This is a genomic window from Methanoregula sp., assembly GCF_003170075.1.
GTDB lineage: Archaea > Halobacteriota > Methanomicrobia > Methanomicrobiales > Methanospirillaceae > Methanoregula.
Genome location: NZ_PMZU01000051.1, coordinates 15,722 through 29,633, shown reverse-complemented (window position 1 = coordinate 29,633; position 13,912 = coordinate 15,722). Strand labels below are relative to the sequence as shown.

The following is a 13,912-nucleotide window of genomic DNA, read 5'->3' as shown; positions in this document are numbered from 1 at the left end:
ATGTTAAAATACCTGTTTCATATCAGATGACAAATATACGTGGTGCAGAAAAAGAACAAAATGATGATAAAGTGCACCATCTAACAGATCCGGCATGGTGCGATATTCTGTTTCCATGGATGATACCTTAACGAACAATATTGACAAGATCTGCGAAGAACGGAAGATCTCACGCTCGGACTGGATTGCGGAGGCCTGCACCGGCCATCTTACCCCCAATGCACCAACCCTCGCGTGCACACCCACTGCACCCGGCGCAACCGGGACCAACATGCAGGACTACGATGCGATATACCGGGACTTCCATATTGCTGTCCCCGAGTACTTCAACTTCGGGTTTGACGTAATCGATGCTTGGGCAAAGAAAGACCGGAACAAGATTGCGATGATCTGGACCAACCAGAAGGGTGCGGAGAAGAAATTTACCTTCTGGGACCTGATGCGGCTTTCCAACCAGGTCGTGAACATGCTCATTAAATACGGTCTCAACAAGGGTGACCGGGTCCTCATCATGCTGCCCCGGGTGCCGGAATGGTGGATCGCAACCATCGCTCTCATTAAGCGTGGTGCAATCTACTGCCCGGCCCCGACCATGCTCACGCCCCACGACCTGAAATACCGCATCAATGCCGCAGAGATCAAGATGGTAATCACCACGGAAGATCAGGCCGACAAGATCGATTCCATCATCAGTGAGTGCCCCTCCCTGACCTGCCGGTTTCTGGTGGACGGTAAGCGTGATCACTGGATCAGCTATCAGGTCGAACTCGATTACCCGGCTCCGGTCTCGTCCAAACTGGTCAACCTTCCCGGCATGAAAAAGACGAAAGCCACCGACCCGATGGTGATCTTTTTTACATCAGGAACCACCGGGGAGGCAAAGATGGTAATGCACAGCCAGAGTTACGCGCTTGGCCATATCACCACGTCCCGGTTCTGGCATGATATCCACACAAACGATCTCCACTTCACGTTCTCGGACACCGGGTGGGCAAAGAGTGCATGGGGGAAACTGTACGGGCCCTGGCTTGAGGGTGCTGCAATTTTTGTCTACGATATCCGGGGCCGGTTCAACGCGACCGAACTTTTGCCGCTTATTGAAAAATATGGTATCTCGACATTCTGTGTCCCTCCCACGATCTACCGGATGCTGATCCTCGCCGATCTCGACAAGTTCGACTTCACCGAGCTCCGGCACTGCGTGAGCGCCGGCGAGCCGCTCAACCCCGAGGTGATCAAGGCATGGAAGGATGCAACGGGCCTGACCATCTACGAAGGGTACGGCCAGACCGAAACCGTGCTCTGCATCGGGACATTCCCCTGTATGGAGCCACGGTTCGGGTCGATGGGCAAACCTGCGCCAGGCTGGGTGATCGATCTCCATGATGAGAACGGGAAACCGGTCGGCGTCCATGAAGAGGGCCGGATCGCGATCAAAATTGATCCAAAGCCGGTCGGGATGTTCATGGAGTACTTTGAGAACCCCGAAGAGAACAAAAAATCGTTCATAAACGGGTGGTATTACACCGGTGATAAGGCCTACAAGGATGAGGACGGGTATTTCTGGTTTATCGGCCGCGATGATGATGTAATCAAGGCATCCGGCTACCGGATCGGGCCGTTTGAGGTGGAAAGTGCACTCATCGAGCACCCGGCCGTGCAGGAGGCGGCCGTTGTGGGTTCACCGGATGATATCCGGGGCATGGTCGTCAAAGCGTTTGTGATTCTAAAACCAGGTTTTACCCCATCGGAGGCACTGGTCAAGGATCTCCAGACCTATGTAAAGAAGGTCACGGCACCGTATAAGTACCCGAGATTAATTGAGTTTGTCGATTCCCTCCCAAAAACCATCTCCGGCAAGATCCGTAGGATCGATCTGCGGGAGCGGGAACTTAAGCGGTACGCGAACGGGCAGAAGCAGTAATTATCGCTTCCCACCCTCTGTACCATTTTCCCCTACCTTTATTAAACCGGGAACATAATCTATACAGGCGCGAGGGTAGCCAAGCCAGGTCAACGGCGCCAGGTTCAGGGCCTGGTCTCGCAGGAGTTCTTGGGTTCGAATCCCATCCCTCGCATTCCCACTTCTGGTCAGAAGCCCGAACGTCGGAACCAGAACATTTATAAGTACTCCTCCGACTGGCATAGCCATGCAGAGTACTGTGAAAAACCGACTGCCTGCCGGTAAGGTTCAACGCACGGTTGCCCCGAAGCTCAAGGAGTGCAGCTTCCATCTCATAAAACCGGAGTACGCAGGCAATGCATTATCACGGGCATTACAATCCGGCCTGATATCGAAAGACGATAGCGATCTCATCAACCAGTTTATCCTTGAATCCAAGGGAGAGCATATTTTCGGTGTCGGTCACGCCAACAAGATCACCTACGATCTTATCCGGTGGCGGAATTATCTCGGTGAATACCGGAAGAACACGTACACCGATATCTTGAAGGCAATCGATACCATCCAGAAAGCTCCGGTCAGGACTGCCCCGCATGAAGGCGAGCACTACAAGAAGAACACCTTGAAGGATCTGATCGCGATCTTGAAAAAATTCCTCTTATGGCTCGTCGATAACGAGATCTCCGCGTGCAAGCGCGAGAAGATTCTCAAGATCAAGATACCCCACGGCGATTTGATGACCAAAACCGCCGGGCAATGTTTCTCGGAGACCGAGATCCTGGCCATGATCCAGGCGTGCATCCGGCCCATCGACAAGGCACTGATCGCCGTTCTCTACGAGGGCGGATTACGCATCGGGGAATTGGCCACGCTGACCTGGGGGCAGGTCAAGGTCAACGAGTATACGATAGTGATAAACACCGACGGGAAGACCGGCAAACCCCGTAAAATACCGCTCACCCTTGCCCGGCCCTACCTCCTCCAATGGAAATCTGACTATCCGTTCCTGATCAGTGACGACGCCCTGGTGTTCATGAACCGTGATTGCAAACCCCTCAAGCATGCCGCAGTAACAAAACACATCCGCGAGATCGTGGTGCGTGCCGGCATAACAAAACACGTGACTGCCCATCTCTACCGGCACTCACGGGTAACCGACCTGGCCCGCAAGGGGTACAGCGAGACCACAATCAAGGACATGATGTGGGGAAACCGCGGTTCGAAGATGTTGGAGACGTATAACCACATGAATTTCGAGGATGTCGAACGCGAAGTCATGAAGAAAAACGGTATCAAACCGGCAGCCAAACCGAAGGACCCGCTGCTGGTCCAGCAATGCCGGTACTGTGCGACCGTGAACACCCCTACGTCACATTACTGCGCAAAATGCGGGCATCCGTTGTCTGACGATGAAATGGCGACGATCGAACAGCTCACGTCCGAGATAGAGGCGCACCCTGTGTACAAATACATGGCACAGCAGCTGGAATCTATGAAGAAACAGATCGCCAGCGGTGCGATAACGATCGGTTAACCATTTTTTCTCTTTTTTCAACGACGGAAAACGAATCTATATAGATATTAAAATACAAATAATAAAGTGCATAGCAATAATTCAACGATTTAATCGTTTTTGGCGAGTGTGGTCACGACAGTAATGTCGGGACTGACACGCAATTTGGGGTGTGCTATGTTCGCGCACGAACGTGCTGTGATAACTCCTGACGAAGCGGAGCAAACATTTCCGCGGGACGGGACTATCAATGCACCTGCGAAAAATAACGGAAGAGCAACTCCACCATTTACCGTCGGAGTTGCATAAAACGGTCGCCCAGATCCTTATCGATAAGGGCGAATGGATCATACAAGAGAACACCACCTCCGGCAATTGCACGGAGGTGGCTGCATGAACATCTCCATCCCCGCGCGCCGGGGGGCAGTCTTTCGCGGGGGAGGGCTATATAAAAAGCCCATCCTTGGCAGCCTTATGGAGTGCTTCGGCACGGATACCTTCACGTACCGGGAAGCGTGCAGCAGGATAAGCGGATTTTCCCGCGCGGTCTGCTGGGACCTCCTGGACGCCGGCCTGATCGAAGCAGTGACCACCACCCATCCTTTTTTGTACCGGGTGCATGTGGCACGGCCGACGCATAAGCTTACGGAGAGGGAGAAAATTCTCCGGACGCGCAGCAAATATCAGAACACGGGTGCGGCTGCATGACCGCACCCATTTTTCTCGCGCTGTTCCTGAATGGCAGGAACCGGGCCACAGCAGAGGGACGCCCGTGACGGATGCAGGTTGTCTTACTGTACGGGATGTTCCTCTCTCCCAATGGACTGATGCAAAGCTCGCGGATTGGATCAACAGCTGTCTCAAAGAAAGCGGGAAGTACCAGATTAGGGGCCAGACCCTTTCCGTATGGATAGGGATCTTGCGGGTCTTCGATATATGCGGTACCCCGATGACCGTGCGGCAGGTGTTTTACCAGCTGGAGACCCGGGGGTTTGTGCCGAAGACCGAGAACGGGTACCGGCAGACAGCCAAGCATCTCCTGAAAATGCGGAAGATCGAGGTCATCCCCTACCATTTCATCACGGATAACACGCGCTGGATCCGCAGACCACGGACCTACCAGGACCTCGATGATTTTCTTGCCATCTCCAAGGAAACGTACCGGCGATCAGTCTGGGTGATGCAGCCGGTCTATGTTGAGATCTGGATTGAAAAAGAAGCCCTGATCGGGGTCATTATCGACACCACCAGCTCATACGATGTGCCGCTGGTGCCCTGCAAAGGATACCCCAGTGAGACGCTCCTGTATGAAGCGGCAGAAGAGATCCAGCAGCAGCATAAACCTGCATTCATCTACTACTTCGGGGATTACGACCCGACAGGACAAGACATCCCCCGGCATATTGAGAAGACCCTGCGCAGTTTTGGCGCGGATTTCACCTTCAAGGTTGTGGCCGTAACCGAGGAAGGTAAAGAACGGAATGGCGAGAATAAAACAGATCGCCGCCGCCGTGATCTGGATGATAAGCAATGCGTAGATAGTATTCCCGCTTATCTCGGCAAGTTTTCCGATTGCGACCTGCATAGTATCCGGGAGCGGGTACATCAGTGCATCCCAGATTTTTTCACCGTAGAAAAGGAGCATAGAGAGAAGGAGAAAGAAGATGACGATCTGGAGCCCGAGGAGAACCGGGCTCGATCCCGAGGGGGTGACTGCCTGAAGTAACATCTGTACGATAGTTTGGGGCATGTTGTTCAGCTGTGTTTCCGAGAGTGGGGGGAGGAACGTGGCTAGGCCAGTGTGTCCAAAGCCCCGTGTAAGGGAGGTGGCAATGGTACCGATATACTGGATATTAAAATAGATGACGTTTGCCACCGCAGAGAGGATAAGGAGAACGCCGAGGAGTACCCAAAGAGTAAGAAACGTGGCAGAAGTAGCCGGGCTGACAATTTTTGACAGCCGACGATGAAAGGGCATCAGCGCTACGGCAACGGCGGTGGCCCAGACAACGACGGTCATGAGTGGCAAGAAAGCAATCAGCTCTATGTAGCGATTCGCCCTCCGTGCGAGGCCAAAAAATTCCGGCTCTGGGTCAAGAAGAACTAAATAAATATAGAGATATGGGGATATAGTATAGTCAGATATATAAAAACTAGGTAAGTAATTTATCCGAGAATGATCAATATCCTGATGATATACCATGACCCAGCAGTTGAACGATCAGGGAGTTTCAGTAATCATCGGGACTCTTCTGCTCATACTTATAACCGTAACTGCCGCCGCTGCTCTTGGGCTCATGATCTCGCAAATGCAAAAAACTGCGATGAACCAACAGACACATATTGCAGCGGTAAAAGCCGAGAATGTCCAGTTCGCCAGCGTTAATTTCCAAAACGACCCCGTCGTTTGGAACCAGACCCCGTATAACATTACCAATTCAGAAAATTGGAGTTCAGTCACCATACACTTGGTGAACCTGAATACTGATGATGTTAGAATCGTCGGGATAGCCGTATCAAGCTCCGGATCAAGCAACGCACAATATGTCAGTAATATTTCTGTATTCAACACAACACTCAACGGCCAACCGCAACAACAAAATATTACCCCGTCCTCCCTAGGTACCTTCAATCTGGATATCCCGGGAACCCAGAGCCGGGAAATTCAGATTAATTTTACTGATGGTTTCCCAAATTCCCCGTTGTTCATCGGTACCAACGAGCAGGTCAAGATCGTGATTATGACATCACTCAACAACTTCTTTCAACAAACATTTAAACCCCCCAACCCTGTTATCCAGTCCAGTATCGCAACAGAAAATCTCGGAGTGCTACAACGGGATGTACTGGTACTGGACGGGTCGCAATCCACCTCGGATAATTCCATTAGTACATGGAACTGGAACATCGTGAATGCATCAGGAACCTATCCTTCAGGTTCGGGTAACTGTGGCGACACACAGAACCTTACAGATACAGTTGATCAGTCAGGAAAGATCATCAGGTATAATCCGTTAATCAACGGGCCGTTCTGCGTGAACCTCAGGGTTACCGATAACACTGGTATGATGGCAACATCCAATTATATCAGTATTCCAGTCGACCCGCAGTTTTCGCCACCGGCTAATATTGCTGCCACATTCAATCCACCGTTTGTGAATATCACCATCAAAGATATCAATGGTAAACCCGTACAGAATGCCGTCGTGAACTATATCGCGGAGCAAAGCCAGCAGTTCGGGAACCTGACGCTTGACAACTATGTGGGAACCACCGACGTCAATGGGATGAACAGTACTAACATCACCTGCGGCATAGGCACAGTGAAAGTTGTCTCCGGTCAATTATCTCCCATTGAAGTGGCGGTCAGGGCAAATAATGGATGTTAAGGTAGCACAGAAAGGATTGTCTGTAGCGTACCGCTCTTCATGGGGAACGAAGTAGATCCTCTACTCCACCATTTTGATATTATAAACAGTTCCAAAGAAGCGGTGAAAGGCTCAAAAACGATCACCCGGAAACAAGGGCACTATACTGCAATTACCGATCGATCTTCGACCTGTTTCATCACGGCAGGCTTGTCCCGGTAATAAGCCCGGATCTGTTCAGTCACAGCACTGTACTCCCGGATCCCTGCTTTCTGCATCCAGAGGAGAAATGCTGTCCTGTCCTTGAGTTCCTGGTTGAGAACCTCCTTACTCACACCGTGGGTGTCCTTGATCTTGTCGAAGAGGAAACTCCGGCCCTGATACTGGAACTCGTCGACATCCGGTAGCCATTTAAAGGCCGTGTTGGTGATAAGATCTCCCGAGTCCCGGTCGAGTTCCAGCATTTCGATGATAGTTGCCAGCCGCCGTACGCTCCGCTCCCCCTTCATAATAAGCATGGGGAAGATTACGACATCAAGATTGGAAAAGAGGCTTCGCGGAACGTTCATGGGATTTGATTCCACGCGGGCAAGAAGTTCATCCATGGAGCCGGCATGGATGGTCCCAAGAGCTGCATGCCCCACGGCAATTGCCTGGAAAAGCGTGAACGCCTCGCCGCCCCGCACTTCGCCCACAATGATGAACTCGGGGCGCTGCCGCAATGCCGCGACGAGCAGGTCATAGAGTGAGATATCCCCCGGAGTTTTAGAGGATACACCGCTTATCCCGGATACAGATGACGACGACGACGATTCGGAACTGCCAAACCCGGCCCGGGTAATGGACTGAATCCAGTTGGGGTGCAACAGGTTGAGTTCTGCGGTATCCTCGATTGAAACAATCTTGTATTCGGGTGGGATGAAACAACACAGAACATTTAAGAAGGTGGTCTTACCGGTTGCAGTTCCTCCGGAGACGAGGATCGACCGCTTGTACTCCATGAGGATCCATAGGTATGCCAGTTCCATCGCATCCACTGAATGATAATCCATCATCTCAACCGGTGAGATGGGGTTTGCGCGGAATTTTCTGATGGTAAATGTCGACCCTTTCTTGGTTACTTCACCACCAAGAGTAAGGTTCCCACGGCTCCCGTCCGGGAGCGAAACATCCCGGATCGGCTGGAGGAGAGAGATATGCCTGCCCCCGACCTGCGCGAGTTTTAAAACGAAGTTATTGAGTTCGACCTCACTAAATTTCACATTGGTCCGTATTGAACCATATATACGGTGCTGCACGTACAGGAAGATATCAGAACCGTTGCAGCTGATATCCTCAATGTATTTGTCTTTCATCAGGGTGTCGATCCTGCTGTACCCGAGGTACTGTCGTTTGAGGGTGAAGAACATCCGCTCTTTCTGGTGTTCTGTTAGTTTAAGCCCGAAGATGTTGACCAGAGAATAAAACCGTTCCCTAAGGTATGCAGCCCGCCGATCCCCCTCAATGATCTCAAGGTTAGTGCTCACCAGTTTCTCAAAAGCATTCTCGATAATATCAAGCGCGACTTTCTCATCATCGGAGAGTTGTGGCTCTACTACATCGTAGATGAGACTCCCGTCTTTTTTGCTGTACTCTATATGGACATACTGGTATGGGGGATCGATCAGATACGTGATATTGACATCGCGGAGCGAGCCTTCAAGGGAGGGGATGTCAAGTACCCCGGGATCGAAATCTAGGGTTTGTATATCCTTTTGTACTGGGGATGCAAAAATCGATCGGATCTTCTGCACGAACGAAGGGGTGGCTGCTTTCACATCAGCCGGTTGGCCTGCTTCGGTTGCGGGTGACGCTGATTCCGGTTGAACCGTCAGATCGGGGAATACTTCATTGGATGTTCCCGAGAGCACGGCTGTTTCCACGCCAACTCCCTGTGCTATCTCTTCCTCGAACGGTTCTATGAAAAACGATTTCAGTCTTGGACCAAATGACCTTATGGATGCAACCAGCGCCCGGATCTTGCGTGCGAATGACACCGGGGGCATTTTTTTAGGACGCTCGTTTGCAGGAATTGGTGATGCTTCAACTTTTGTTTCCGGCTCCAAATCCGGTTCGATAAAATAAAGGATGAACTTCTGTATACGCGACGTGGATGCATGGGAATCTGGAGAGAGGGGTGTCATTTCCGTTTCTAGACCATTCTCCGTATGAAAGGAATTTCCGTCACCCGTTTCTCTGAGAGAGCCCTCAGGATCGGTACGGAGATCCTCCGGGGTCGTACCAATATCTCCTTTCCTAAAAAATGATGAAATTCTACCTGCAAAATCTTTCAGTGTCATGATATGGAGATAAAAGCGGTTTTATTCGACCATAGTGTCTCTTGTGAATTCGTTGCAGAATGAGCCACGGTATACAACCCGGGACTGACATACTGGTGCGAAGGATTCTGTTGTGTGCTGTTGTATCCATCGCCAAAGTCCCAGTACCAGGATGTGGGGCTGGGGAAGCCGGTGCTCTGGTCGGTAAAGATTACAGAGGTTCCATTCATCCCGGATGTCGGAGCTGCCATGAGGTTGACTGAAAATGGCGTATATGCTATAATCTGAATAGCAGGGGAACTTATCGGCTCATCGTAACCGTTGAACGCGCTCAGATTTATGGTATAAGTTCCATTTTTCATGTACGTGTGAACCGGGTTTTGGAGATTTGAACTCGTGCCGTCGCCAAACGTCCAGTTCCATGATGTAGGCTGATCGGTCGATTTATCGGTGAACTGTACTATGAGTGGTACAGGTCCTGTTGTCTGGTTGGAGGTAAACGATGCGACCAGCGGTGAAACAGAAATCGTGCTCGTATACCAGCAGGAGCCCAGATTATTTGTTGCATCAAGTCTGACGGTATAAACTCCGGATGTGGTGAACGTGTGAACCGGGTTCTGGGTTCTGTTAGTCACCCCGTCGCCAAAATTCCAGAGCCACGAGACAGGCTGATCGGTCGAAGTGTCGACAAACTGGACAGTCAACGGTACCTGGCCCTGCACAGGAGTTGCCGTAAATGATGCAACAAGCGGACAAATAGAGATTGTCGTTGAATTGCTGGATGTTCCCAGAGTGTTGGTAATGGTACGAGACACTACATAATAACCATAATTATTATAGGTGAGAACAAGGGTGGGGTCACTTACGTAGCTTAAATTCCCGCCAGGATACGACCACATCCAGGAGTATGGGGGATTATTTGTCCCAGTTGCACTGAATTGGACTGCAACAGACGGATTTTCTTTAACATAGGCCATTGTTATATTCGATGAAAATGTGCTTACAGGAGCACTTACTGGGGTATTAACTGCAGTTGCAGCTGTGGTTGACCCATTAGTTGTACCGCTCGTGCAGGATTGCCCCGTGCAGGTAATGGTCACCTCCGTAAGCGTAGCGTTGACCTGAGCACCTTCGATAATTGCCGATGATGTGTTAAGCGGTACCGGTGTTGGAGTCACCGGGGTACTTCCGGAAATCGGAGTTGGTCCCCCGGCAGTGTACGCGTCCGGCAACGTAGGGGTTGCAGAGGCCGCAGTTCCTGCAGATGCATTTGTTCCGAAAAAAGCACCAGTACAGCCGCATGCCCCGACCAGCAAAACGACGAAGAGACATGCGATCATTCCCGGGTTATACATATTATAATTTAAATCACTATAGTCTTAAATGATTCTATTCATTGAAAACAGTATATATGGGTAGTCCCCGGAAAGATTTCAAAATTCCCGGTTAATGTAGGAGAAAGATTGAAGAAAACACCATCCCTATAGTTATTGATGATGGAACGATCCCGGGTAATTCTCCTTCTCCTTCTTATGACAGGGTGCACCCTTTTTTTTGCCGGATGTACCAGCCCGCGGATGGGCAATACCGATAACACGACCCAGATCCTCCAGGACTATAATGTGTGGGCTGATCAGCAGAGAGCATATAACGACCAGGTAAGTTCTGCTCTCACCCGGCTGGGAAATGACCTCGATACCTATAACCACGGAATTGCCCGCGATCCTCCAGATATCGGGCTGCTGCGGGAGAATGTGGAAGCGGACCGGCAGATCCTTGACGCGTGGGGAACCAGTAGTAAGGCACTGGGTTCCGCTACTGATACGTTCACCACAGACACCGCATCTTTTGATTTCGGAAGCGATGGGGAGACCCGCCGTCTCAGCGGTCTGCTGGCGCAGGAGATGAAAATCTATACCATTGATATGAGCAATGCGCAGCAGCATTTCGTTGATTACAACCGCGATATCAGCGGGTATCTGACGCAGGATGATCCTGATTACTGGGATGACTCCCTGCGCATGGCCGCTCTGGATGCGAAGGCCAAGGCAATATCATCTATTGAAGATGGCGATACAGTGCTTTCAAATATTACGGCAACGGCGCACCTTCTCCAGGAGCGCCAATAATCTTTTTTTGGGGTTTTATATCACCCAGCCATGGATAATGTTCTTTTACACTTGGATTTCAGTGGATGTTCAATAATCAGAACCGGTAAAAAAAATGTTGTGTCCGATTTCCTATGAATGATTTCTCGTATGAAACACCCTGCTTACAAAATGTCGCAGTTCGGGCAGACGTCGTTGCACCTTTGGGGCAAGGATGCAGGCAGAGCCCCGAGCACCATCATACCATACTGACTGGTTTGGTTTTACCCGGAGATTTTGGGGACTTCTCCAGGGTTGAAGTTCCAAGTTACCCTTTTTTATTTTGTCCTTTCCTGCAGCGCAATAGTATGACCGTCCTTTTCTTTGCCAAGTGCTTCCGGTGTGTTTGGCTGCTGTCAAAAGTTCACGCATGAACTACATAGTTGGAAGCAGGGATCTGGAGTGCACCGCAGGGAAAAAACCGTATTTCAGGGAAACTTGGGTCTTCGTTTCGAGATCCCTTGCATGGATATTTTTACGGGTTAGTGGTTTCATGCAACCCCCGTACCGGAGTTGCAGATCTCAGTCCGAGTAATTCTGGTCCAAAGCCCAGTCCTGTACCGTCCGGTTTATGGCACCATCAATATATGTTGAATTTGTCCCTGATATTAGGGAAAGCGATCCCTGTTCATTCATACCAAGGTTGTAAAAACGGAGCCAGGCATTGTCCAGATTGGAAAGCATTTTCTGCCCATTGATGACCTCGTAGGTCTGGGCTGATTTTGGCGAGAAGTAATACGTGAGATCCGTATTGAACTGCTCCATGGAAGGGATATAAACACTGTCGATCCTGCCCACCGCGAACAGATCCCCGTTCACATAGACTGCCATGTCCGGGAAATCGAATTTGAGGATCCTGTCGCTGTCGATGGTGATATCTCCCTGCTGGTTGCTGTCAGCAACAATTCGCACGACCGCCCCTTTTGGCAGTTCCCGGTATGCCCCATTGATCGTAATTGTTGCAGGTGTATCTTGGACAACAAACTGTATGCTTGAATCCTTTTCGAGATAACCGGATTTTCCAGTCTTGAGAACAAGATCCTTGTCCGGGATGCTGTATGGCGCAGTCACCACGATATACCGGGATTTGAGTACATCGCTGCTGCCATAGATGTTATTGGCCGCAAGCCAGACATTATAGACTCCTTCTTCGGGGAAGGTGATGAGGGGATTCTGGTCAGATGAGACTGCTAATGGAGAGGTGCCATTACCCATAAAGGACTGGTTGTATGTGACCTCCTGGATTGTCCAGTTCCATGCCGTCGGGAACCCTGTGGATTGATCGGTAAACCTGACTGTGAGAGGCGCCGTTCCTTTGAGCGGCCGGGCCGAGAGGTTGGCTACAACCCGGGGCGGGGTTACTATAACAGCATCCTGTTGTATCGCAGTATCTGTCTGGTCTGTGTTTTTTACCGTGAGTGTAACAGTGTACGTTCCCACAGAGACGTAGGTATGCGTGGGATTTTGTTCCTGTGTTGTTGTGCCATCGCCAAAATCCCATAACCATGCATCGGGGAAACCTGCTGATCGATCCATAAACGAGACATTAAGTGGTGCGTTTCCCCGTGAAAGGGATGTAGTAATAAAACCGGCGATCAAGACGGGCGACAGTGAGAAACTGTTCGCACTTCCCTCGAAGTACCCGGGAAGGTTGATGAGGGTCAGATCGTTGCCTGCACCCGTAGTATCCTGGGTCACCAGAATATAGGAGTTCTCAGGCCCTGCCCGGATTTTACTGCCGTTGATGAGGATCTGGCGGACCTCTCCCAGCGTCGGTACGATGGCGAAGGTGAGATTAGCATGATAATTCCGGACTCCCGGGACAAGGCAGTCCCCGAAACTGCCTCTCGCTACCTGGTTTCCATTCATAAAAAAGGTGGCAGCGGCAAAACTGCAGCTCATTATGTTCCCGTGGCGAAGCGTAACTATCCCGGAGGTATCTGAATCCGCCCGGATCTTTACAAGGGAACCAGCCGGGAGGGGTGTCCTGACACCGTTTACGGTGACCGAGGAGTTGCTGTCTACGGATTCAAATGCCAAAAACGATCCTTTTTTTATGACTCCCTGTCTGATGGTATCAATAAGTACCGATGAGGCAGTATCCTGCCGGGTGTCCAGCACGTCATACGCCGTTGTTGTGCTGCGGGCACCGTCTTCCCGCGTGACCGTGAGGGTAACATTATAGATACCCTGAATGGTATACTCGTGAACCGGGTTCTGGACGTCCGATGTCGTGTTGTCACCGAAATCCCATGACCATGCAGCAGGTCCCCCCCGGCCCATATCGAAGAACTGCACGGAAAGGGGATCGGACCGGTTGGGTGAGGCCAGGCAATCAGCGATAAGGGGTTGTGCAAGGGGCACGGTGAGAGACGCATCTGCGCTCGCGACGGACTGGACCGGGGTTGCGGTCACTTTTGGCACGAACATATGCGCAATATCGCCGGGGCCCGGCACAAGGTGGAAATAGATCCCGAGCAGAAGAAGGAGAATCACGAGCCCGATGATGAACGGGACCCGGATCTGTTTCCGTAAACGGGGAATCCGGATCTGTTTCTGTATGCGGGGGATCTTAATTTTCATGATTGTTCCTCAAAAACAATAGTGCGCTAAGGGCACCGGGACCATAATTCCTGTGCTGTGATCCCCATTGTGACATCCAA

Annotated in this window: 9 protein-coding genes and 1 tRNA gene; 6 read left to right on the top strand and 4 right to left on the bottom strand. The window is 50.9% G+C overall.

Going from position 1 to position 13,912, the window contains the following annotated elements:
* Positions 1-94: 94 nt before the first annotated feature.
* From QZN75_RS06455 to QZN75_RS06440, 4 genes are all read left to right on the top strand, one after another.
* Positions 95-1,924 carry an AMP-binding protein gene (locus QZN75_RS06455; protein ID WP_292426293.1) on the top strand — a complete coding sequence of 610 codons (1,830 nt, stop codon included), beginning with the start codon at positions 95-97 and terminating at the stop codon, positions 1,922-1,924.
* 69 nt (positions 1,925-1,993) lie between these two features.
* Positions 1,994-2,078, top strand: a tRNA-Leu gene (locus QZN75_RS06450).
* A 72-nt stretch (positions 2,079-2,150) separates the two neighbouring features.
* Positions 2,151-3,437 (top strand): tyrosine-type recombinase/integrase, encoded by a 1,287-nt coding sequence (locus tag QZN75_RS06445; RefSeq protein ID WP_292426290.1) that lies wholly within the window; start codon positions 2,151-2,153, stop codon positions 3,435-3,437.
* Between the two features lie 372 nt (positions 3,438-3,809).
* Entirely contained in the window at positions 3,810-4,124 is a 315-nt protein-coding gene (locus QZN75_RS06440) for a hypothetical protein (protein WP_292426287.1), read from the top strand.
* 544 nt (positions 4,125-4,668) lie between these two features.
* On the opposite strand, the gene QZN75_RS09980 is transcribed toward QZN75_RS06440, so the two are convergent.
* Entirely contained in the window at positions 4,669-5,394 is a 726-nt protein-coding gene (locus QZN75_RS09980; RefSeq protein WP_366652804.1) for a hypothetical protein, read from the bottom strand.
* Between the two features lie 223 nt (positions 5,395-5,617).
* Between QZN75_RS09980 and QZN75_RS06430 the strand changes: the two genes are divergently transcribed.
* Positions 5,618-6,805 (top strand): archaellin/type IV pilin N-terminal domain-containing protein, encoded by a 1,188-nt coding sequence (locus QZN75_RS06430; RefSeq protein ID WP_292426282.1) that lies wholly within the window; start codon positions 5,618-5,620, stop codon positions 6,803-6,805.
* A 140-nt stretch (positions 6,806-6,945) separates the two neighbouring features.
* On the opposite strand, the gene QZN75_RS06425 is transcribed toward QZN75_RS06430, so the two are convergent.
* Both QZN75_RS06425 and QZN75_RS06420 read right to left on the bottom strand, forming a co-directional pair.
* Positions 6,946-8,967 (bottom strand): type II/IV secretion system ATPase subunit, encoded by a 2,022-nt coding sequence (locus tag QZN75_RS06425; protein ID WP_292426279.1) that lies wholly within the window; start codon positions 8,965-8,967, stop codon positions 6,946-6,948.
* Between the two features lie 152 nt (positions 8,968-9,119).
* A complete protein-coding gene (locus QZN75_RS06420) occupies positions 9,120-10,079 on the bottom strand; it encodes a PKD domain-containing protein (protein ID WP_394339494.1) in 960 nt (319 codons plus the stop codon).
* A 516-nt stretch (positions 10,080-10,595) separates the two neighbouring features.
* On the opposite strand from QZN75_RS06420, the gene QZN75_RS06415 reads away from it, so the two are divergent.
* Entirely contained in the window at positions 10,596-11,231 is a 636-nt protein-coding gene (locus QZN75_RS06415) for a hypothetical protein (RefSeq protein ID WP_292426275.1), read from the top strand.
* Positions 11,232-11,771: 540 nt separating this feature from the next.
* On the opposite strand, the gene QZN75_RS06410 is transcribed toward QZN75_RS06415, so the two are convergent.
* Entirely contained in the window at positions 11,772-13,832 is a 2,061-nt protein-coding gene (locus QZN75_RS06410) for a PKD domain-containing protein (protein WP_292426273.1), read from the bottom strand.
* Between the last annotated feature and the right edge of the window lie 80 nt (positions 13,833-13,912).